The sequence below is a fragment of the Dysosmobacter sp. HCP28S3_G4 genome (genome assembly GCF_052065175.1).
Classification (GTDB): domain Bacteria; phylum Bacillota; class Clostridia; order Oscillospirales; family Oscillospiraceae; genus Oscillibacter.
Map to the genome: position 1 here is coordinate 1 of NZ_JBQHUP010000034.1, position 21,485 is coordinate 21,485.

At 58.5% G+C, this 21,485-nt stretch carries 23 protein-coding genes, 1 tRNA gene and 1 pseudogene; 14 read left to right on the top strand and 11 right to left on the bottom strand.

Going from position 1 to position 21,485, the window contains the following annotated elements:
* Positions 1-235 precede the first annotated feature (235 nt).
* Positions 236-311, top strand: a tRNA-Ala gene (locus ACTNBU_RS08850).
* Between the two features lie 128 nt (positions 312-439).
* Here ACTNBU_RS08850 and ACTNBU_RS08855 read toward each other — a convergent pair.
* Both ACTNBU_RS08855 and ACTNBU_RS08860 read right to left on the bottom strand, forming a co-directional pair.
* On the bottom strand, positions 440-601 hold the full coding sequence (locus tag ACTNBU_RS08855) for a hypothetical protein (protein ID WP_441032972.1): 162 nt from the start codon (positions 599-601) through the stop codon (positions 440-442).
* A gap of 1 nt (position 602) precedes the next feature.
* Positions 603-1,733 carry a helix-turn-helix domain-containing protein gene (locus ACTNBU_RS08860; RefSeq protein WP_441032975.1) on the bottom strand — a complete coding sequence of 377 codons (1,131 nt, stop codon included), beginning with the start codon at positions 1,731-1,733 and terminating at the stop codon, positions 603-605.
* A gap of 208 nt (positions 1,734-1,941) precedes the next feature.
* Here ACTNBU_RS08860 and ACTNBU_RS08865 point away from each other — a divergent pair, with 208 nt between their 5' ends.
* From ACTNBU_RS08865 to ACTNBU_RS08905, 9 genes and pseudogenes are all read left to right on the top strand, one after another.
* Positions 1,942-2,178: a hypothetical protein gene (locus ACTNBU_RS08865; RefSeq protein ID WP_033120706.1), complete on the top strand. Its 237-nt coding sequence runs from the start codon at positions 1,942-1,944 to the stop codon at positions 2,176-2,178.
* Positions 2,179-2,422: 244 nt separating this feature from the next.
* Positions 2,423-3,184 carry a hypothetical protein gene (locus ACTNBU_RS08870; RefSeq protein WP_441032978.1) on the top strand — a complete coding sequence of 254 codons (762 nt, stop codon included), beginning with the start codon at positions 2,423-2,425 and terminating at the stop codon, positions 3,182-3,184.
* Positions 3,185-3,195: 11 nt separating this feature from the next.
* Complete coding sequence (locus ACTNBU_RS08875) at positions 3,196-3,408, top strand: helix-turn-helix domain-containing protein (protein ID WP_033120704.1); 213 nt, start codon at positions 3,196-3,198, stop codon at positions 3,406-3,408.
* 287 nt (positions 3,409-3,695) lie between these two features.
* Positions 3,696-4,298, top strand: coding sequence for an RNA polymerase sigma factor (locus ACTNBU_RS08880; protein ID WP_441032982.1), 603 nt, complete (start codon positions 3,696-3,698; stop codon positions 4,296-4,298).
* Positions 4,295-5,425, top strand: coding sequence for a hypothetical protein (locus tag ACTNBU_RS08885; protein ID WP_441032983.1), 1,131 nt, complete (start codon positions 4,295-4,297; stop codon positions 5,423-5,425). Before ACTNBU_RS08880 ends, ACTNBU_RS08885 begins: the two co-directional genes overlap by 4 nt.
* A 161-nt stretch (positions 5,426-5,586) precedes the next feature.
* Positions 5,587-6,723, top strand: a complete 1,137-nt coding sequence (locus ACTNBU_RS08890; RefSeq protein WP_441032986.1) for a hypothetical protein — start codon at positions 5,587-5,589, stop codon at positions 6,721-6,723.
* A 482-nt stretch (positions 6,724-7,205) separates the two neighbouring features.
* Entirely contained in the window at positions 7,206-7,520 is a 315-nt protein-coding gene (locus tag ACTNBU_RS08895) for a DUF3847 domain-containing protein (RefSeq protein ID WP_235370129.1), read from the top strand.
* Positions 7,521-7,522: 2 nt separating this feature from the next.
* A pseudogene (gene mobQ, locus ACTNBU_RS08900) lies at positions 7,523-8,489 on the top strand (MobQ family relaxase); the annotation flags it as partial.
* A gap of 333 nt (positions 8,490-8,822) precedes the next feature.
* Positions 8,823-9,266 (top strand): hypothetical protein, encoded by a 444-nt coding sequence (locus ACTNBU_RS08905; RefSeq protein ID WP_441032989.1) that lies wholly within the window; start codon positions 8,823-8,825, stop codon positions 9,264-9,266.
* Between the two features lie 209 nt (positions 9,267-9,475).
* Here ACTNBU_RS08905 and ACTNBU_RS08910 read toward each other — a convergent pair whose 3' ends face one another.
* The 4 genes from ACTNBU_RS08910 to ACTNBU_RS08925 form a co-directional block, all read right to left on the bottom strand.
* Entirely contained in the window at positions 9,476-11,008 is a 1,533-nt protein-coding gene (locus tag ACTNBU_RS08910; protein ID WP_441032992.1) for a tripartite tricarboxylate transporter permease, read from the bottom strand.
* A 15-nt stretch (positions 11,009-11,023) separates the two neighbouring features.
* On the bottom strand, positions 11,024-11,500 hold the full coding sequence (locus ACTNBU_RS08915) for a tripartite tricarboxylate transporter TctB family protein (protein WP_441032994.1): 477 nt from the start codon (positions 11,498-11,500) through the stop codon (positions 11,024-11,026).
* Between the two features lie 107 nt (positions 11,501-11,607).
* The gene (locus ACTNBU_RS08920) at positions 11,608-12,666 is read right to left on the bottom strand and encodes a tripartite tricarboxylate transporter substrate binding protein (RefSeq protein WP_441032997.1); all 1,059 of its coding nucleotides are present in this window, start codon (positions 12,664-12,666) and stop codon (positions 11,608-11,610) included.
* 512 nt (positions 12,667-13,178) lie between these two features.
* Entirely contained in the window at positions 13,179-13,484 is a 306-nt protein-coding gene (locus ACTNBU_RS08925; RefSeq protein ID WP_441033000.1) for a hypothetical protein, read from the bottom strand.
* A 214-nt stretch (positions 13,485-13,698) separates the two neighbouring features.
* Here ACTNBU_RS08925 and ACTNBU_RS08930 point away from each other — a divergent pair, with 214 nt between their 5' ends.
* Positions 13,699-14,277, top strand: a complete 579-nt coding sequence (locus ACTNBU_RS08930; protein ID WP_441033003.1) for a TetR/AcrR family transcriptional regulator C-terminal domain-containing protein — start codon at positions 13,699-13,701, stop codon at positions 14,275-14,277.
* A gap of 253 nt (positions 14,278-14,530) precedes the next feature.
* Positions 14,531-15,418 carry a helix-turn-helix transcriptional regulator gene (locus ACTNBU_RS08935; protein ID WP_441033005.1) on the top strand — a complete coding sequence of 296 codons (888 nt, stop codon included), beginning with the start codon at positions 14,531-14,533 and terminating at the stop codon, positions 15,416-15,418.
* A gap of 85 nt (positions 15,419-15,503) precedes the next feature.
* Here the strand turns inward: ACTNBU_RS08935 and ACTNBU_RS08940 are convergent, their stop codons facing one another.
* The 5 genes from ACTNBU_RS08940 to ACTNBU_RS08960 form a co-directional block, all read right to left on the bottom strand.
* Positions 15,504-16,346 (bottom strand): bifunctional 5,10-methylenetetrahydrofolate dehydrogenase/5,10-methenyltetrahydrofolate cyclohydrolase, encoded by an 843-nt coding sequence (locus ACTNBU_RS08940; RefSeq protein WP_441033008.1) that lies wholly within the window; start codon positions 16,344-16,346, stop codon positions 15,504-15,506.
* Positions 16,330-17,340, bottom strand: a complete 1,011-nt coding sequence (gene lgt / locus ACTNBU_RS08945) for a prolipoprotein diacylglyceryl transferase (protein ID WP_441033011.1) — start codon at positions 17,338-17,340, stop codon at positions 16,330-16,332. Before lgt ends, ACTNBU_RS08940 begins: the two co-directional genes overlap by 17 nt.
* Before the next feature lie 39 nt (positions 17,341-17,379).
* Entirely contained in the window at positions 17,380-18,648 is a 1,269-nt protein-coding gene (gene yfmH / locus ACTNBU_RS08950) for an EF-P 5-aminopentanol modification-associated protein YfmH (protein ID WP_441033014.1), read from the bottom strand.
* Positions 18,645-19,913: an EF-P 5-aminopentanol modification-associated protein YfmF gene (gene yfmF, locus ACTNBU_RS08955; protein WP_441033017.1), complete on the bottom strand. Its 1,269-nt coding sequence runs from the start codon at positions 19,911-19,913 to the stop codon at positions 18,645-18,647. The genes yfmH and yfmF overlap by 4 nt, the downstream gene beginning before the upstream one ends.
* A 141-nt stretch (positions 19,914-20,054) precedes the next feature.
* The gene (locus tag ACTNBU_RS08960; protein WP_441033020.1) at positions 20,055-20,360 is read right to left on the bottom strand and encodes a hypothetical protein; all 306 of its coding nucleotides are present in this window, start codon (positions 20,358-20,360) and stop codon (positions 20,055-20,057) included.
* 139 nt (positions 20,361-20,499) lie between these two features.
* On the opposite strand from ACTNBU_RS08960, the gene ACTNBU_RS08965 reads away from it, so the two are divergent.
* Both ACTNBU_RS08965 and ylxM read left to right on the top strand, forming a co-directional pair.
* A complete protein-coding gene (locus tag ACTNBU_RS08965; protein ID WP_441033023.1) occupies positions 20,500-21,123 on the top strand; it encodes a GNAT family N-acetyltransferase in 624 nt (207 codons plus the stop codon).
* Positions 21,120-21,485 carry a YlxM family DNA-binding protein gene (gene ylxM, locus ACTNBU_RS08970; RefSeq protein WP_441033026.1) on the top strand — a complete coding sequence of 122 codons (366 nt, stop codon included), beginning with the start codon at positions 21,120-21,122 and terminating at the stop codon, positions 21,483-21,485. Before ACTNBU_RS08965 ends, ylxM begins: the two co-directional genes overlap by 4 nt.

Sequence of the window (21,485 nt, forward strand, 5' to 3'; positions counted from 1 at the left end):
ACACAGGCTTTTTGCAGGCATTCAATCCAACACGAGGGGGCTCCCGCCCCCTCGTACTCCCCCTGCAAAAAAGGACTCTTTTCCTTCAGACAGGGTTTTTCGACAAGCTGGCACCGCCGGACAATCCGGCGGTGTTTTTTCGCAATTTGCAAAGAATTGAAAATTGCCCTTGACCGTGCCGGATTTTGTGGTATAATATGTATCGCTGTCCCGGTCTCGGGATGATTTCATACGTGGGCCCGTAGCTCAGTTGGGAGAGCGTTCGGTTCGCATCCGAGAGGTCGAGGGTTCGAATCCCTTCGGGTCCACCAAAACAATATAATCCGAACCTTTATCCAATCGGAGATGGGTTCGGATTTATTGTTTATATCGAGGAAATTGAAAATTGGTAAACGCAAAACCGGGAGGACTGCCGAACATGGCAATCTTCCCGGTTCGTTTATGTAGAATCTTTCGCCGCAGCTTCTTTTTTCTCTTTCCATTCGGCAAATGCCCGCTTGCCCTCATCGCTTTCATAATACTTCTGAATCACCGGCAACAGACTCCTTGCCAGAGACTCATATACAAACTCTGGAATCTCAGCGGAGTTAACATCATTCACATCATAACACTTCGATGAGATTGATAAATTGCTCCTTGGTAATGGCGTCGTAGTCAATGCCGAATGTCGTAAGGAATATCCTTGCCTGTTTCTCAGCGTCACTGCACTCAAAGTTCATGGCATCCTGCAACTGGCTCTGAACTTCCTCTGCAATAGAGGGTGTGTCTGCCGTTGTGGTATCGTTGCTGTGTTCCTCCCGAATGTCACGGAGGATCGCCTTCAGATCGTCGGCAAGCACATGACCGAAATAGTCATCCTCCCGCACCTGGGCCAGCTCCAATGTCCGGGTGGCAAGATCGTCCTGTCCGTCCTGCTTCATCAGGGCCATCTTCCGTACTGCTTCCAGCATGGCGTTCATATCGTTGATCCGCATATCTGCAATCCGGTCCACATAGATCTCCGCATCTAACATCATACGTTGGAAATCTTTGTGGCACAGCATTTCCGACAGCAGTCGGTGATTAAACGTCCCCGTCCTTAATACTTCTATCGCACCATCACTCTGATGCAGAGCGCCCAGCTCTGTGTCTGGGTGATTTTTCGTTTCTGTCATACCCAGCAGATAGTCCGTGGACACGCCGTAGAACTTCGCCAGCGTGACAATGCTGAATGGGCTGATGTCCTTGAAATCGTCTGCCTCATATTTGCCGAGGGCGGACTTGGAAAGCCCGGTCTGCTCCGCAAGCTGTTCCAGCGTCAGGCCCCGTTCCACTCGCAAATCCTTCAATCGCTCCTGTATGGTGAGTTTTATCTGCATGGCGCACCCCTCCTTCTTTCTGTCTCTAAGCGTGGAAATCCAGCCTGTTTTGCGCTCTTTTCCAACCTCTTGGATATACGGGAAAGAGCGTATTTTTTCGTTAAACTGTACCTGTAACAACACCAGAACCTTGAAAATCGAATGACCGTCCGAATGGGATATGTCCCCCGGCGAAGTATTTGCCATGACCGCAAAAGCGCGAGCATACCAACGGGGACGGGAACGCCGGGAGCGATCCTCCGGGCAGGAACGAGTTCGGGAAAAGCGGCAAAAAACCACAGCTATTTTCAAACCATGTGAAAACAGCGAAGAACCCGCTGTTTTTGTGCCGTTGGCCATATCAATCAGCGATGCACCGGGCAGCGAACACAGCACGCCGTTCCGTGTGCGTTTTCACCGAACTACAAAAAGGCAAGCAGAACAGCAAAAACGATAGGTGTCCCTTGTGAACAGGGATACACGGGCGGCAATTCCAGCGGATGGCCGTCCACAACAAAACAACGCTCTGCGGCAAATGGCTGTTGCCATCCAGCACATCCATTCTACCACAGAGCGAATCCAAAAAGGAGAAGGGATTACAAATATGAGCAGAAACAAAGCAAAAAACTGCCGCAACGAAGTGAAATCCTACATTACCCGGGAGGGCATGACCATGACGGAGGTGGTGGAGCTGCTGGCCGACGAACACGGCTGGAGCAGCAGCGTCCCCAACCTGTCCGGCAAGCTGCGGCGCGGCTCCCTGCGGTACACTGAGGCCGTGGAGCTGGCCGATGTGCTGGGCTATGATTTAGTCTGGCAGAAGCGCCGGGAGGTGAGGTAATATCGCAGGACCTGCTTACGGCTATATCTGTGTATCAAGCAAAGATCAGAACGAGGACAGGCAGCTTGTGGCTATGCGGAATAAAGTATATCGATAGCTAATATGACTCGCTTTTGTCTCAAGATAGCATAAAATAATTAACGATAAGCATTAAAAATCTCTTGACAAAGCATATGTATCAGTATATACTGAAAATATAACGATAAACGTTAAATAATTTATGTTTTGCGTAGGAGGCGTTCTTATGAATTCTAAAACTCTTTCAAACTTCCACAAGTTCGGTAAAGTGGGCAAGATTGCAATGACAGTCTTAATGGTCATAGCAATCTTAGCGGCTGCAGCGAGCTGTGTAGCTACAATTTTTGTGTCTACGCTTCCAAAGGATGCGCTAACAGTTCGCGTTACCAATCATGCCGAATTCAGGATCAACGAAAAGAATTTCGATTCCCTGTGGGACATTCTTGCAGATGGTTTTTCTTATGCGGGGGACGTAAGCCCCGAGGCAATGCTGAGCGGTGGAAATAATAAGATTATTCCTCCTGAAGATCAGGATTTCAATATGGAACTCTCATTTTTCAACCAGTCATTTTCTTCCGCCAAAATTCATTCCGAAGAAAACACAAAAGTGATCGAAGCCACGTCATCGCCTGCTGAGTACCGTTCGGCGAATTTGGTGTCAGTCCTTATCTTCGCGACTTTGTTTGCTGCTTCTGCTGCCGCAGCTCTGTTTATGCTGAAAAGACTGTTTGCGGTGCTTGCAAAGTGTGAATCTCCGTTCTGCGAAGAACTTGTGACAAAGATGAGAGCATTCGGTTTTTCTCTTCTTCCCGTTGCGCTGTTTGCCACCATTGGTGAAACGCTGTCTACCGCTTTCCTGTCTGCCGGAAGAGACACCGGGATCAGCATTCAGTGGGGCGTCTTAATTGCTTTCGCCGTAACAATGTGTTTGGTGACTGTATTCAAGTACGGGATTCAGCTCCAAAAAGAATCGGATGAAACGCTGTAAGGGGGCGGACAATGGGACATATTGTTTTAAGGCTGGACCGCGTAATGGCGGACCGGAAAATGAGCCTGAATGAGTTGTCGGAGAAAGTCGGCGTTGCAAATGTGAACCTTTCCAAGATGAAGAACGGGCATATCAGCGCCATCCGGTTTTCTACATTGGCTGCGATATGTGACGTGCTGCAATGTCAGCCGGGTGACATATTGGAATACAGCCCTGAAGAATAAAATGAACGTGGATGAAGCATATGCCGATGAAAAGGGCAAACGATGACCATGGCGCCGGAGAAAATCCTCAAGGATCTCTTTGTAAGAACTGAAACATAACAAGCGGAAAAACGATAAAGCGGAAATTTCCTGTAAGGTGCCCGCCTTACAGGAAATTTATTCTGATCATCTATAATCTTACATTAAACTTGGAATAGCCCAAAAATATTCCACTTGACTTCTGAAACGAAAACGGATATGGTGCCGTCTAATAGGATGAAGCCGCTTCAAGTACCGGGGGAAACACTATGGAACAAATCGAAACAAAGAAAGCTCAACTTTCAGCCACCATGGGAGACCAGCAGATCATTCAGTTGTTCTTTCAGCGGTGTGAGGAAGCCATTACCCAGACCCAGAAGAAATATGGTGCGCTGTGCCGCAGTGTGGCCCAGCGGCTCCTGACTGACCCCAGGGACACGGAAGAGTGTGTCAGTGACACCTACCTTCGTGTCTGGAATGCCATCCCGCCGGAACGCCCCCGCTCTTTGCGGGCCTATCTGGCCCGCATCACCCGGAATCTGGCATTGGACCGCTATAAGTACAATACTGCCGCCCAGCGCAGCACCGCCCTCACCGACGCTTTTGAGGAATTGGAACCCTGGATCGTTGCCGGACAGGGTGATCCGGACACAGAACTGGATGCATCAGAGCTGCGCCGGGTGCTGAACGGCTTCCTGCGCCGTCAGAGCGCTGAGGCCCGCGTGTTCTTTTTGCGCCGCTACTGGTATGGAGAGAGCATCCGGGAGATCGCGGAAGAATGCTGTGTCAGCGAAGCAAAGGTTAAGACATCCTTGTTCCGCACGCGGGAACGGCTGCGCACGGAACTGGAACAAGAAAGGATCAGCCTATGAATCAAACTCGTTTTCAAAAATGGATGAACGCCGTGGACGATGATCTGCTGGAGGAAGCTCAGCAGCCTATGAAAAAGAGACGGTCCTGGCTGTACAGAGCCGGGGCGATTGCCGCCTGTCTTGCAGTAGCTGTAACTGCCATCACTCTGTCCCACCGAGGCACCGACCAACCGGCCATGATCGCAAACCCCATGCACGAATCCAGCGCAGCTGAGTTTCAGCAGCTGGGATACTCCATCCCCCTGCCGGACAGTGCCTCCGGCACCTCCTACTACCTGATCGACACAGGGGCAAGCGACAAGCAAATGGCCGAAGTCAATTTTGAACAAGGCGGGCAGACGTACTACTGCCGTGCCTTAAAGGCAGAGCAGCCCCAGGACATCTCCGGTATTTATGCTGACTGGACGGAGAGCCTGGACCGGAGCGGCGAAGATGTTTCCATCCAGCTGCGCAAGTCCGAGGATGCGGCCTGGGTGGGCTGGTATGCTCCGGAGGCCGAGGTGCAGTGGTGTGTTGCCGGCGGCAGCGATGCCCAGGTGCTGCTGGACACCGCCCAAACCATTGTGGAGAAGCTGGGGTACGTCATGCCGCTGTATCCGATGGAAAGTGTGGAGGACGCCTTTGCCGACGGCGAATACTCTGCGGACTTCACGGCAGCGGACCTTGTCAAAACCGGGGATGGGTATTCCCTGACCGCGGAGATCCATGACTATGACTGCTATGAACTGGAAGATATTCAGGGTTTGAAAGAAGGCGACCAGATCCAGGTCTGTCGGAAGCCGGTGACCGTTGAGAGCATCCGGCGGGATAACGGCACTGTCATCATCAACGGCGGCATCGAAAGCGGCGGCGTAGAGCTGATTGAGGATGACGGTCTGTACCGCACCTACGCAATGGATGACCATCCGATCTACTATGATCTGGGAACGATCACCCTGCCCCTATCTACCGACTGCACCTTTGAAGATCACGCCGACCTGGAACATGAACCTGATGGCCTGGTTTATGAGTATGAGGACGTCCCATCGGCTATTCAGGCCAGCGAAACGCCCTTCAACTGCTACAACACGGTCATCACTGTCCGGCAGGAGCAGGTGGTGCAGATCATCCGCTATTGGATTCCCTGATGGATCGACATATAGAATTGAGGTAACATGATATGATTCAGAAAGAAAAATACAACGTAAAAAGGGTGCTTACCCTGATCCTGTCTCTCGCCTGCGTGATAGGGATGCTGGCCGGGTGCGGCCGACAGAACACCAGTGAAGGAAAAGCTGACGGAAGCTCCTTGGAAGAACAAACATCCGACACCTGGTATGAAATTGATCAGGAAGCAGGCATTCTGACCGTCCGCCTTCCCGCCGAAAAGGAAGGATTCATTTGGAACTTTACCATCGACGACACCACCCTGTTGGAACTGCTCACGCAGGAGGACAATGACGGCACCTTTGTTGCCAGCTTCCGGGCGCTGGGAGACGGCGAGACAGTTGTGTCTTTCACCTATGCCAGGGATGATGCGCTGGAGGAAATCCGGGCGCTGAATGTTACCTGCAAGGATGGAAAAGTAGCCGACGTCTCCAACGCTTCCGTTATGCCCATTAGTGGGCAGGATGATCCGGAGATCACAGACCTTCGAAACAGCAACAGCATCCCCATGATTATGAAGGAACACAGCGCGGTGACCTGCGTCTCCGAGACCTGGGACGGGGAGAACAACTGGCAGAATAAGACTGTCCGTCAATTCGTCAGTTCCGATGGCCGCCTGTGGTATGACTACGAACAGTACGATGATGCTGACCAGGTCGTATACTGCGAGGCGGGATACATCAACGATGACGTTCCCGGTGCCCTGTATACCTGCGAAAAAGACGGTCTGAAAACGATGACGCTGTGCCCGGCGTCTGAGTATGAAGCCATGGTGTCTGACCGCTGGCTGGCGCGTCAGCCGTATGACTATGAGACCGTGGCGGACAAGACCGACAGCACAGAGTATGGAACCACCACCCTGACCGCCGCCAGGCAGAATGGTCTGACAGGGATCAACAGCGAGGTCATTTACTTTATCGACGATGCGACCGGCCTCATCACCGGCATGGAGGTGACGGAGCATAGTGCAGAGGACGGCAGCGTAGTCTCCGTGACCCGCAGCAATATTCTCTACGATGAACCCCGGCTCATGGAGGAGCAGGCGGCTATGAATATTCTGTTCCCGGAGGACGCCTGCTATCTGAACGTGATCATCAATCCCGGAAAAGAGAATTCCGAGGAACAGGCTTTCCAGGTGGATAAGTCCACGGAGGTGGAATTTGACGCCATGGAGGGCTATCAGCTGTACTACGATTATGATTGTACCCAGCCCATGAATTGGATCGATGTGGGGCAGAATAAGCTGACTGTCTATGTCACGATAGATCCTGCGAAATAAGCGGTCAAGTGATTCTCCTGTGATCGAACGCAAACAGTTTTTTCAAATCTAACACCGTAAATGACATAGAAGAATAACCATGAATCAAATACACACGAGCAGTGGGACAGATGGACAATTCTTGTCACTTCGGATATTAAGCCCGCATCGGTGCAGATGACGATAAGTAGCGGTCGATTTCTCCATTGCTAATGGCGCACTTCTATACAGGGTAAACCCTGTATTGTGCGTCCTGCGGAGCGAACAGCCCGGACAATTGAAGTCCGGGCTGTTTTGCGTCACTTCGTTCCGAACAAGGGAGTGCCTCCCTTGCGCTGCTTACGCAGCTATCCTAGCGCACTTTGCAGCGGGAACAATCTGCTTTCAGCAGACAGTTCCCGCCGCAAAGTCTGAAAATCTCATACTGTCAGTCAGACCGTCTACCGAAAATGTAGGCGGTCTTTTTCATCCCATCCATCCCATCAAAAAGGAGGTCATGCACTATGACAAAACAGAAAACCGTCCCCGAACTGAAAGCCGAGATTGCCGCCAATGAGCGCCAGCTTGCCCAGCTCCGGCACAAACAGCAGCAGCTTGAAAACCGTGCCGTCTACTATGAAAAGGGTGACCGCCGGAAACGGGCGCACAGGTTGATTACTCGTGGAGCCGCTGTGGAGAGTGTAGTCCCGTTGGCGAAGGTGTTGAGCGAAACCGAATTTTACGCCTTTGCGGAAAAAGCCCTCGCCTTGCCAGAGGTCAAGGGTTTGCTCATGGAGGCCGTCAACGAGCACAACAAAAATGAGTTTTGGGGTGATTGACCATCGCATTATTCCATTTTCACGTAACCCAGATCAAGCGCAGCGCCGGACAGTCTGCCGTGGCTGCTGCCGCCTATCGCTCCGGCGAAAAGCTGCACAGCGAGTATTACGGCGAGGACAGCGACTACACCCGCAAGGGCGGCGTGATCTGTTCGGAAATCCTGCTGCCGCCCCAAGCCCCACCCTCTTTCTCTAACCGGGAAACATTCTGGAACGCCGTGGAGAAAGTTGAGCGCGGAAAGAAAGCCCAGCTTGCATACAGCTTTGACATTGCCTTGCAGAACGAGTTCTCCATGGAGGAGAACATTGAGCTTGCAAGGCAATTTTTGTTGGACAATTTTGTGAGCCGGGGCATGGTGGTGGATTTCGCTGTTCACTCTCCCGACAAGGAGGACGGTGGCATTTCCAATCCGCATTTTCATGTCATGTGTCCTATCCGTCCTATTGCGCAAAACGGGAAATGGGGCAACAAACAGCGGCGGGAATATGTGCTGGACGAGCATGGCAATCGCATCCGGGATGAAGCAGGAAACTATGTGTTCAACGCTGTGCCGACTACCGATTGGGGCAAGCCGGAGACATTAGAGTTTTGGCGTGAACAATGGGCGCAACTGTGCAATTCCAAGTTTGCCGAGAAGGGTTTGGATTGCCGCATTGACCACCGGAGCTATGATCGACAGGGTGTGGAGCAGATACCCACCCAGCATGAGGGGCCGACCGTCCGGGCGATGGAGGCCAAGGGCATCCGCACCGACAAGGGCGGTCTCAACCGCTGGATCAGGAAAACCAACGCCATGCTCCGGGAGGCAAAACAGAAAATTGCCGCCCTGATCGACTGGCTGAAAGCTGTCAAAACGGAGCTGTCCAAGCCCCAGCCGCCTACGCTGGTGGAGCTGCTGTCCGCCTACTATGACAAACGCAATAAGGGCGCATACAGCAGCAAGGCCAAGATTGCCAATCTGAAAAAATTTTCACAAGCCGTCAGTTTTCTGAAAGCAAAACAGCTCTATAACGCTGACGATCTGGACGCAGCTCTGCATACCATGCAGGACAAAATCGACACGCTGAAAAAGTCGACATCCGGGAAGCAGGCCCGCATCAAGGAACTGGACGAGCTGCTTCGCATGGCGGACTACTACGAGGACGGAAAACCCGTTGCGGACAAGCTGAAAACCATCCGCTTTGAGAAATCCCGCCAGAAGTACAAGGCAGAACACAACGATACGCTTCGCCTGTTCTACATGGCTGAGCGCAAGTTGAAAAGACAAGTGGTGGACGGTAAGCTGCCTGCTGCCGCATGGCGTGAGGAAAAGGCCCGTCTGGAAACAGAGTACAAGCTGCACCATCAACAATGAGTCTAAGTCCATCACCACCAGCACCGATATGTTCTACACTGTGCTGAACAAAGGATCTTCTAGCGCGCAGACCATCACTATCAAAAACACCGGCGACGGTATCCTGGCCGTCACCCTGCTGAAGGTCTGCGACGATCCCAACGCCACGCTGGGCGTCCTGACGGAGGAAGACATTACCGCCGCGTTGGTGAGCCTGGGCTATGCCGAGGAGGAGACTCCCTCCAAGCCCGCAAAGCCCGAGAAGCCCGCCAAGCCTGAGGCCCCTGCAAAGCCCGAGAAACCTCAGACTCCTGCCAAGCCCCAGACCCCCGCGAAGCCCGGCAACGGCAACTCTGCCCAGAAGCCCGGCAATGCCTTCGGAACCCAGAAGCCCAACAACGGCAAGCACTGAGCGGGATCTGACCCGGCAACGCAATGAAACGCGCACCGGCCGTCCAACAGGACGGCCGGTGCCTTTCGTTATTCCAGCCCCACTGTTAAAGGCGGCAATCTTCTGAACAGATCACCGCGATCATCAGGGAAGCGGCGCCCCAATGCCCGCCGAAGATGAAAACAGCCCCGACAGCATTCCGCGCTGTCGGGGCTGTCTGTTGGATGGTGTTATTTTTTCGCCGCGGCCCGTTTGGCCTGCCAGCGCTTGTAGCGTCCGCTGGAGGTGACGGCCATGCAGATCACGAAGATCAGCAGCACCAGGGAGACGGGATGGCTCACCAGATCCACCAGCAGGGCCGGGATGCTGTTGTTGGTCATGGTGGCGGCCCGGCGGAAGTTCAGCTCCAGCAGGTCGGACAGGATGATGCCCAGCACCGTAGGGCCCACCGGGAACTTGTAGAGCTTCATGACGTAGCCCAGGATGCCGAAGGCGATCATCCAGTAGACGTCCATGATGGAGCTGTTGATGGAGAACGCGCCCACCACGGACAGCAGGATGATAATGGGCATCAGAATGGTCTTGGGGATCTCCACGATCTTGGAGAACATCTTGATGCCGGTGAAGCCGAAGATCAGCAGGAAGATGTTGCCCACAAACATGGCGCCGATGATGTAGTAGAACACGTCGGGGCTGTTGGTCATCAGCAGGGGGCCGGGATTCAGGCCGTGGATGTACATGGCGCCCAGCATGATGGCGGTGACGGCGTCGCCGGGGATGCCCAGGGACAGCATGGGAATGCAGGCGCCGCCCACGGCGGCGTTGTTGGCACTCTCCGGCGCCACCAGACCCTCCATGGCGCCCTCGCCGAAGGGCGTCTCCGGGTTTTTCGTGGTGCGCTTGGCCTGATCGTAGGCCAGCAGGGCGGCGATGTCGCCGCCGGTGCCGGGCAGGGCGCCCACCACCGCGCCGATGAGGGAGCTTTTCATCGTCAGGGGGACGTAGCGGATGGTGTTCTTCCAGCTGGGGATGATCTTGTCCACCTTCTGCTTCACCGGATTTGTGGTCAAGTCCCGCAGCTGGATCAGCGCCTCGGACATGCCGAACAGGCCGATCATCACCACTACGTAGCTGACACCCAGCATCATGTAGGTCCGGAACATGGAGCCGCTGGGGCCCAGCACGAACCGGTTGTGTCCGGTCTGGCTGTCCAGTCCCACGAAGCCGATGAACAGGCCCAGGGCGGCGGACAGGATGCCCCGGGTGGGGCTGTCGTTGCCCAGGCTGCTGACCAGAAACAGTCCGATGACCGCCAGCAGGAAGTAGTCCCGGGGCGCGAAGCGCATGGCAAATTTGGACAGATACGGCGCGCCCAGGCAAAGGATCAGGGTGCCGATGAAGCCGCCCAGCACCGACTGAATGACGGTGACGCCGATGGCCTGTCCCGCCAGGCCCTTCCGGGCCAGGGGATAGCCCTCCAGGGCGGTGGCCACGGCGGCAGGGGCGCCAGGGATGTTCAGCAGAATGGCGGAGCGGGAGCCGCCGTACACGCCGCCGATGTAGACGCCCACCATGGCCGCCAGGGCGGGCAGGGTGGCCCAGGAGTAGGTGAAGGAGATCAGAAGGGAAGTGGCCATGGTGACGGACAGACCGGGGATGGCCCCCACGTAAATGCCAAGAAACACGCCGGCGGCCAGACAGAGCAGAAGGACCGGGTCCGTCAGCGCCTGGAGGGCGTAGCCCAACGCCTGTGTAAATGCCATATGCGGACCCTCCTTTCAGGGCAGCTGTACCTGGAAGATGTACTGGAACACCACGAGAATGCAGAGCACTGTGATGGCCGAGATCACCAGGGTACGGAGTTTGTTCTGATGGCTGAGCGTCATCATGGAAAAGACCAGAAAGAGGAACGTGGACACCGCGAAGCCGATGAAGTTCAGCATGACGGCGTACAGCGCGCAGTAGAGAATGATGATCCCCACCTTGCCGGGAAACAGGTAGGCGAAGGTCTCCTTTGTCTTTCGGACCAGAGGAATGCCGTCCTCAAAGGGCCGGGGCATCCCCCGCAGCTCCAGCAGGATCACGACGGTGGAGACCAGCATCACCAGTGCGCACAGGGCCGGGACCGTCCCCTCGCCGGAGAGCTTGGGGGCGGTCAGGAACATCTTCAGGGACGCGATGAGACAAATCAGAGAGAACAGGCCGAGGACCAGAAGAAAGCCCCGCTCCCCCTTTTGCTGTGTACGTTTTTCCATGATACCTCTCTTTTCTTTCGGACGAAAATCAGCGGGAGAAAACACGGGAAGAAGCAGGCCATGAGACATGGACTGCTTCTCCGCGTATTGCTGTTTGGTTGAGGAATTTACTTTTCGATGCCCACGGAGGCGGGATCGATGGTGGCGACGCCGGAGTCATACAGCATGTAGCTGGTGGTGGAGCGGTACTTCTGGAGGTATTCCACCGCCTCGTCGCCGGTCATGTTCATAATGAAGCAGCCCTTGGAGGCAACCAGTTCCTGAAATTCCTGATCCTCGCAGGCCTTGGAGAAGGCGGCGGTCAGGGTGTCGATGATGGCCTGATCGGTGCCCAGCTTCACAAAGACGCCGTAAAAGGGACCCCAGGGCAGGATCTCATTGTACTCGGGATAGATCTCGGTAATGGCGGGGACATCGTCAAAGCCCTCCAGGCGCTCGTTGTGGAACATGGCCAGGATGCGGATGTCGCCGGACTGATAGAAGCTGGCGATGGAGCCCAGAGTGGAGACGGCGAAGTCGGCGTTGCCGCCCATGACGGCGATGGCGCACTCGTTCTCACCGTCGAAGGGGACCATGTTGGCCTCGGTGCCGCTGATGCTGCGGATAATGGTGGCGCACGTCTCGGGCAGACCGCCGGCGCCGGTGGTGGCGGCCACGACCTTACCGGGATTGGCCAGCATGTCGTTGATCAGGTCCTCCAGGGTCTGATACTTGGAGTCCTTGGCCACGAAGATGCCGCCGTAGCTGTTGGTCAGCAGGCAGATGGGATAGAAGTCGTCATAGTCCAGCTCGCTGGTGCCCATGACCTTGGCGATCTGGGGATTCTCCGCGCCGAACAGCAGCTCATAGCCGTCTGCCGCCTGGGCGTTGACGTAAGCGGTGGAGACGCCGCCGCCGGAACCGGCCCGGTTGGTGAACACGATGGACTGCCCCAGTTCCTCCTGGGCCACCAGGCCCGCCGCGCGGGAGATGGTGTCGCACACGCCGCCGGCGCTCCACATAATGGAGCCCTGGATGTTCTTGGTGGGATAGGCGGGGGCTTCGGCCTGCTGAGAGGAGCCGGAAGCGGACGCGCCGGCGCTGGCCGCGGGCGTGCTGCCGGAGCCGCAGGCAGTCAGAGAGCAGACCATAAGGGCTGCAAGCAGGGTGGCAATGATTTTTTTCATGGGGGTTCTCTCTCCTTTGATTCTGATATCTTCCATATCCAACAAAACTTTGCTGCTTTAAACTTTAGTACTTAAAAGCGATGAAGTTCTTAAACATACTACTGCAAGATCCGGAAATAGTCAAGAAGAATTTCAAAAAAAATTAGCGGAATTTGAAAAAGGATGGCCCGCGGCGCCGCGGGTTTTGACCGCCGCGCCGAAATTCAGCCGTTTTGTCAGGCCGCAGGGGCGGAAGCGCCGGGGGACTGGGGGCCGGGGGGGCGAATTTCCGAAGAAACGGCCCCGAAGCGGTTTCCGCCGCTCCGGAGGCTGTGTTCATTGATACGCCTGCGACGGCAGGCTGCTGCTCCTGACGGGGCGCCGGTGGTCTCTGTTTTCCGTGCCGCAGGACGATCAGGGCGCCGCGTGGATCAGGAAAAACAGGCTCCGCTTATCCACGATCCGGTGGCCAGCCGCACAAACAGGCTGGCTTTCTGATCGCTCTGTTCCATATGCTCTCTGTACTGCCGTGGTCACTGCTGCGCGGACGGCTCCTCCGGGACGCCCTCGATGGGGAAGTCCCCCTGATTCGTGTGGAACACCGCCCGGAGGCCGCTGGCCGTCAGGCTGCCCTGCAGGCTGCCGGACATCTCGCTCACCGCCGTTTTCAGGGTGCCGGCGGCTTCAAAGGTGTATTCCACGGCAAAGCTGCCGCTGAAGGTGTTCTCCGCCCCCAGCAGGTCCAGCTGAATGCGCCCGTCCCCGGGAAGAACGCGGGCGCGGCCCTCCTTGACGCCCATGGGGCTGTGGAGCTGAATGCGGTAGATCTGATCGGACATGGTATCGTCTCATCCTGTCAAAGATGCTTTCACCATACTCCGGCCTCCGGCGGGGAACAATCCGCAATTCATCGCAAACGTGCAAAACTACACATTTTTTGAAAATTGTGCAGCGTTTGCGGCGGAATGGTTTTACAAATGTACACAGGTTGTTTAATGATTTTTTCCGGCGGACGTGCTATATTAATACAGGAAAAGGAGCGGATCGCAAGCAATGAAGCAGGAAGAGCTTTCCCGGAGACGAAAAGAACAGATGGCCCAGGCCCTGAAGCGGCTGATGGCGAAGAAAAGCCTGCAAAAGATCACCATTCAGGAGATCGCCGACGACTGCGGCATCAACCGCTACACCTTCTACTATCACTTCAAGGACATCTACGATCTTCTGAAGTGGATGTTTCAGGAGGAGGCGCTGTCACTGATCCAGAAGAGTGACAACTGCCTGACCTGGCAGGACGGATTCCGGCTGTTTCTCCGCAGCGTCCGGGAAAACAGGGCGGTGATCCAGTGCGCCCTGAACAGTCTGGGGCAGGACGCCCTGCGGGACATGTTCTATCAGGAGTTGAAGCATCTGATGAGCCTGTTCCTGGCCGAGGTGAAGGGACGGTATCAGGTGTCGGAGGAATATCTCAACTTCCTGTCGGACTTTTACATCGCGGCCCTCAGCGGCACGGTGATGGAGTGGGTCCGCCGGGACATGGACCTGTCGGAGAATACCATGATGACCTATTTCCGCGTGGCCCTGGACGGGCATATGGAGGAGGTCTTCCGGCGGGCGGAGCAGGAGGGGCTGTGACGGCCTTCTCCGGTCCCTCCGGCGGGGGAGCGTCTGGTCTCCTTTTATGAAAAGGCTACCCTCTTTGTCGGGCGGCACGGGTTTCGCACACTGCGGCGGACCCGTGCCGCCTTTTTTGTGTCTTGTGGCGGAGAGCCGCGGGAGGTATCATGGAACTGTAAACGAACTTATGGCCGTTCGGCGCGAAAAGCGCAGGGAATGTCGAGTGAACGCTCCGTCTGCCTGTTATGATATGTGTGTCGGAGGTGAGAGAATGAATGAGCAGATCCTGGCGGTCCAGCGGATGCAGGACTATATCGAGGCCCACGGGACGGAGGACATCACTCTGGCGGATCTGGCCCGGGCGGCGCGGTTCTCCCCGTGGTACGCCTGCCGGCTGTTCCGGCGGTACACGGGACTGGCCCCGGCGGAGTACATCCGCCGCCTGCGGCTGGCCCGCTCCGCCCTGCGGCTGAAGGAGGGGGGCTGCCGGGTGACCGACGCGGCCTACGCCTTCGGCTTCGGCAGCGTGGACGGCTTCCAGCGGGCCTTTCTCCGGGAGTTCGGCTGCAATCCCGGCGAATACGCCCGGCATCAGGTGCCGATCCCGCTGTTCATTCCCTACGGCGTCAAATTCAGAGCCATCAGAGAGGAGCAAATGGACATGGAACAGGTGCGGAGCGTATTTATTCAGATGGTGAACAAGCCGGAGCGGAAGGTGATCATCAAGCGGGGCGTTCAGGCGGAGGACTACTTCCCCTACTGCGAGGAGGTGGGCTGCGACGTCTGGGGCATCCTGACCAGCATGGACTCCCTGTGCGGGGAGCCGGTGTGCCTGTGGCTGCCGCCAAAGTACAAAAAGCCCGGGACGTCCACCTACGTGCAGGGCGTGGAGACGGCGGTGGATTACGACGGCCCGGTGCCGGAGGGCTTTGACGTCATTCAGCTGCCCCAGGCGGAATACCTGATGTTCCAGGGAGAGCCCTTCCGGGAGGAGGACTACTGCCAGGCCATCCTGGCCCTGCGCAGCGCCGTTGAGAAGTACGACCCGTCGGTCATCGGCTATGAGTGGGACCGGGAGAACCCCAGGATCCAGCTGGAGCCCCGGGGCCAGCGAGGCTACATTGAGCTGCTGCCCGTCCGGCGGGCCGCAGGACGGTAAAAGGCCCCGGACGGCTTCCGCGGGCGTGCACGGAAGACCATGAAAAAAGCCCCCGGCGCGGCGCGCCGGGGGCTTCGCTATGCACTTACGCCTGCGTGCGGCGCTCCGCCGCCTGCAGCAGGTTCTTCAGCAGCACCGCCCGGGTGACAGGGCCCACGCCGCCGGGCACCGGCGTGATGTACGACGCCCGCTCCGCGGCATCGTCAAACACCACGTCGCCCCGCCAGACGCCCTCCGGCGTCCAGTTGGTGGACACGTCGATGACCACGGCGCCCTCCTTCACCATATCGCCGGTGACCAGGCCGGGCCGTCCGGCGGCGGTGACCAGAATGTCCGCCTCCCGGGTGACGGCCCCCAGGTCCGGGGTTTTGGAGTGGCACACCGTCACGGTGCCGTCGGCCATCAGCAGCAGACGGGCCATGGGCTTGCCCACGATGTCCGACCGGCCTACCACCACACACCGCTGACCGGCGGGGGAGATTCCGTACTTCTTCAGAATTTCCATCACCGCGGCGGGGGTGCAGGGGACGAACAGCGGGTCCCCGGAGGCCAGCCGTCCCACGTTCACGGGATGGAAGCCGTCCACGTCCTTCTCCGGTGAGACGGCGTCCAGCACCGCCCGGTGGCGGATGTGCCGGGGCAGGGGCAGCTGGATGAGAATGCCGTCCACATCGTCGTCCCCGTTGAGCTGCCGGATCAGGTCCAGCAGCGCCGCCTCGGAGGTGTCCGCCGGCAGGCGGTGCTCCATGCTGCGGAAGCCGCACTCCCGGCAGTCCCGCTCCTTGCCGGCCATGTACTTCCGGGAGGCGGGATCGTCTCCCAGCAGCACCACTGCCAGACCCGGCTGCCGGGGCAGCTTCGCCGCCGCGTCCCGGATCTCCGCTTTCAGCTCCGCGGCCAGAGCCTTTCCGTCAATGATCGTCGCCATGAATGTCCTCCTGAATCGTTGTCTCACCGGGAATGGGCTCCTGGGGAGCCTCGTCCGCCGCGGCCGTGATCTCCGCTTCCGGTGCTTCCCCGGCTTCCGCGGCCTCCGCCGCCTCGGCGGCGCGGGCCATCTGGTTCACCAGCAGGTCTTCCGGCGACCGTTTTTTGATGCGGATGTTGTAGAACAGCATGAACGCCGCCAGCACCACCAGCACCAGGGACAGCGCCTGGGAGACCCGGATGGGCTCGCCGAACAGCTTCCAGTCAAACAGGTACAGGCTGTCGGTCCGCAGGCCCTCGATCCAGGAGCGGCCCAGGCCGTACCACAGGAAGTAGAACCAGGTGTTCTCGCCGTCGAACCGGCGGCCCTTGGAGATGACGAACAGGATCAGCAGCAGGCCCAGCAGGTTCCACAGGCTCTCGTACAGGAAGGTGGGGTGGACCTCGATATACTGGCTGGCGCTGGTCCACAGCCGCATCCGCCAGGGCAGGGCGGTGGCGGCGCCAAAGGCCTCCCGGTTCATAAAGTTGCCCCACCGGCCCACCAGCTGGCCCACCAGCAGGCCCATGACGCACAGATCCGTCAGGGCGCCCAGTTTGATCTTCTGGCACCGGCTGTAGACGATGGCCAGGATGACGCAGGCGATGACGGTGCCATAGATGGCGCCGCCGCCGTCCCAGATGGCCACCACCCGGCCCCAGTCCAGACCGCCGCTCTCGTTGCGGAACAGGTCCAGATAGAACAGAACGTAATAAGTCCGGGCACCCAGGATGCCCAGGGGCACGCCCCACAGCACCATGTCCACCACGTTATCTTCTGTCAGGCCGTAGTGCTTGGCCTGTTTGGTGCACAGCCACAGGCCCAGGAGGACGCCCAGGCCCAGGATGATGCCGTACCAGTAGATGGGCTTCTGCCCGAGATAAAAGGCCACGGAACTGGCGGTGAACTGCCAGTCTCCCAGCAGGCCGGGAAAGCTGATAGGGGAATCTTGCATAACAGTCAAGGGTCATTGCCTTCTTTCTATGAAACAGGGTCAGGTCCGGGGCAGGATCTGGGACAGGACTGCCCGGTCCGGGGTGATATTCTCCCGCAGGAAGGAAACCACGTCCTCCTGGGAGACCGCGTCGAAGATCTGGGGGAAGGTCAGGGGATCGTAGCCGTGGAAGTAGCCCTCTGTCAGGCTGACGGCGATGTTCTCAAAGGAGTTGAGGCCCCGCAGGTTGTCGCCGAAGGACGCCCGCCGGGTCCGCTCGAAGAAGTCCGGGTCGATGCCCTCCCGCACCAGCCGGTCCGCCTCCTTCTGGATGGCGTCCGCCACGGCCCGGGCGTGGTTGCTGTCGCCGCCGGCGTAGAGATAGGACATGCCGGGCATCATCTCGAAGGTGCCGCCGAAGCTGCCGTTGATAAGCCCCTGGCTGTACAGCCGCTGGTACAGGGGAGAGGACTCGCCAAGCAGCAGGTCGCAGGCCATGTCGCCGGTGACGGCCAGCCGCAGCCAGTCCGCCCCGTCTTTGGCGGGGACGCACTTGTAGCCCGTCAGGAACTGGGGCATGGAGACCTCCATCTCCCGGGATGTCTCCTTCTGGGCCACCTCCGCCGGCTCCTCGCCGTAGTCCCGGGGGATGACGGGGCCGCCCTCCCGGGGCAGGATGCGCCGTGCCAGGTCCACCATGTGCACCGGGTCCACGTCGCCCACCACCGTGAGGATCATGTTGGAGGGGGTGTAGAACGCCTTGTGGCAGTCGTACAGCGTCTGAGCGGTGATCTCCCGGATGGACTCGATGCTGCCCGCCACGGAGATGCGGCCGGTGTGGTTCTGATACAGGGCCTGCATCATCCGGGTATAGATCTGCCAGTCGGGGTTGTCCTCGATCATGCGGATCTCCTGGCCGATGATGCCCTGCTCCTTGGCCACGCTCTCGTCGGTGAAGTAGGGGATGGACACGAAGGACAGCAGGATCTTCAGATTCTCCTCGAAGTGGTCCGTGGAGTCGAAGTAGTAGCCGGTCATGGCGTTGGAGGTGAAGGCGTTGGGCTCCGCACCGTTCTTCGCCAGTTCCTGAAGGGCGTTGCCCTCCTTGGTGTCGAACATCTTGTGCTCCAGGTAGTGGGCAATGCCCGCCGGGGTGTCCAGCCACTTGCCGTTCAGCTGGAAGCGCACGTCCATGCCGCCGTAGCGGGTGGCGAAGAAGGCGTACTTCTTGACATAGCCGGGCTTGGGCACCACGCAGACCATCAGGCCGTTGGGCAGCGTCTCCCGGAAGACAGACTCGCCCACCCGCTCGTAAAAGGTCTCTCTCATTCCGCGGCCTCCTTTCCCTTCAGGAAATAGACGGTGTCCAGCGTCACGGTCTGCATGGCCTCGAAGATCCGCGCCGCGCTGGTGTTCCGGACGTCCGTGGCCAGCTCCTCCGGCGTCTCGCTCTGGCCGGTGGCGGCCTGACCCAGGTAGAAGTTCTCCAGCCGGGCCTGGGAGTCGCCTATGGAGGCGTAGGCGTTCAGCAGGGTGCTGCGGGCGCCCTCCAGCTCCCAGTCCTCCAGCTCCCCGTTCTGGACGGCCCGGAGCTGGAGCATGATCTCGTCGTAGGCCTTCTGGAAGTTCTCAAACTCCACGCCGGAGGACACGGTGATGATGCCCTTCTGCCGGTGGTACATGGAGGAGGCGTAGTAGCACAAAGACAGCTTCTCCCGGACGTTCAGGAACAGCTTGGAGTTGCTGGACCCGCCGAACAGGGTGTTGCCCAGCAGCAGGGCCGGGAAGTCCCGGCTGCCGCAGGTGAAGCCCATGCCCAGCTTGCCCTGGGTGACGTCCATGACGTCGGTGACGGTCCGGGCTTCTTCACGGGCGGGATGGAACGCGGCGGGCGCCAGCTCCCGGACGTTCTCCCGGGGCAGGGCGGAGAAGGCCCGCAGCAGGGCACCCTCCACCCGTTCCGGCGCGGCGGAGCCGCTGTAGAACAGCTCCAGCCGGGCGGAGGCGATGAGGGCGGTGTAGGCGGCGTACAGCCGCTGGGGGGAGATTTTGGCGGCGGACTTCTCGTCGCCGAACCGGCTGACGCCGTAGGGCTCCCCGGCGCACATCTCCTGCAATAAGCGCAGGTCCGCATAGTCCCGCTTGTCGTTGAGAATGCCCCGGATGGCGTCCACCAGATTGGTGCGCTCGCCCTCCACGTACTCCGGCAGGAAGCGGCCATTTTTGGTGGCCGGTGCGCAGATCAGCTCCCCCAGCAGGTCGGACACCGGTTCCAGCAGCTTCTCGCCGCCGGGGACGAAGGCGTCGTCGATAAAGCTGGCCACGAAGCCCACGCACTGGCTCTCCGCCTTTTTCCGGACGGTGTAGTCGATCTCCGCGCCGTACAGCCGGTCCAGCTCCACGGACAGGCTCCCCATGTCCGGGAAGCGCATGGTGCCCCGGCGGAGCACCGCCGGCAGCAGGGCGTGGACGGCGGCGTTTTTGTCCGTCAGGGGGGTGACGAACTGGGCGGACAGCAGGCTGGTCTTGAATTTCCGGGCGGGAAGACAGGTGAGATACACGCCCTCCGCCAGTTGTTTTCGGATGACTTTCACGATTTCACTCCTCACGGGAATGTCCCAATATGAAATACGGAATATAGTATACCACGCAGAAGCGGTTTCCTGCAAGTGGCAGAAAAACAGTCCCGATGGCGGCAAAAGACCCCGCTCAGGCACTGAGCGGGGTCCTGAATCCTATTTCTTCCTGCTTTTCTGCCGCCAGAGCAGCCATCCAAGGCCCGCTGAAACGGCGCAGAGCAGCGCGAAGCCCGCGATGATAGCCGCCACCGCGCCCCGCAGGTCGATGAAGGAGCCCCGGTTGTCCGAGCTCAGCACATACTGGGCAAGCAGGAGCAGCAGCACCACGGCGCAAGCGGGAATACACCGGAAAACGGACCGCCTTGTCCACCGGCAGAGGGTGTACTGCCCGGCGAAGAAGACGAGCGCCGCAGCGGCGGCCAGAACGAACAGCGTGTAATCCGTGCCGTTGACGGCAAACATGGCGGACCCTCCTGCCTGATTACGGATAACTTCATTATAAGATGCGTGGCCCGTCTCTGTCAAGCCGGGAAGGCTTGCAAAGACGGCATGAAGGGCGTATCATGAACAAAACGTCAGCAGCTGCGGAGGAGGGAACGCCATGGTCATCAGAGAGTACCGTCCGGAAGACCTGCCGGTCCTGGCGGCACTGTTTTACGATACGGTCCACGCTGTCTGCGCGGCGGACTACACCCTGGCGCAGCTGGACGCCTGGGCCCCGGCGGACATGGACGCCTCTGCGTGGGCGGCGTCCCTGGCGGCCCATCATACCGTGGTGGCCGTGGAGGGCGGGACCATCGTGGGCTTCGGGGACATGGCGGCGGACGGGTATCTGGACCGCCTGTTCGTCCATAAGGACTTCCAGCGCCGGGGCGTGGCAAAAGCCATTTGTGACGCCCTGGAGGGCGCGTCCGGGGCGGAGCGATTCACCACTCACGCCTCCATTACGGCCCGGCCCTTTTTCGAAAAGCGGGGCTGGCGGATCCTGACGGCCCAGACCGTGGAGCGCCGGGGCGTCTTCCTGACCAATTACCGCATGGAGAGGCGCCGCTGGCCCTTCACGGGGCCGTCCGGCACGGTCTGTGGCAAAACAGGAAGATTTTTTTCCCGCAGCGGCGGATTTTCTGCCATTTTTCCCTTGACTTTTAAACGGGATTCCTGTAAACTGTTTGACGTTGTAAAGCGAAGCGGCTTTACAGAAATAAAAGGGAGGGGTTTTCCGTGAAGAATCAGACCTACCGCATGACCATGCTGTACGATTTCTACGGGGATCTCCTCACGGACCGGCAGCGGGAGTTCTTCGACCTGTACTACAACGACGATCTCTCATTGGCGGAGATCGCGGAGAACGCCGGTATCTCCCGCCAGGGCGTCCGGGACGTCATCGTCCGGGCGGAGGCCCAGATGCAGGAGATCGAGGACAAGACCGGCCTCATCAAGCGGTTCGAGCAGATGCGCGGCCATCTGGACGCCATCCAGACGGCGGTGGACGGCATCAAGCAGCTGAACTATCGCCTCTACGAGGACCCCAGACTGGGGGAACTGGCCGATACCATCGCGCGGGAGACCGCCGCGCTGAGAGAGTAA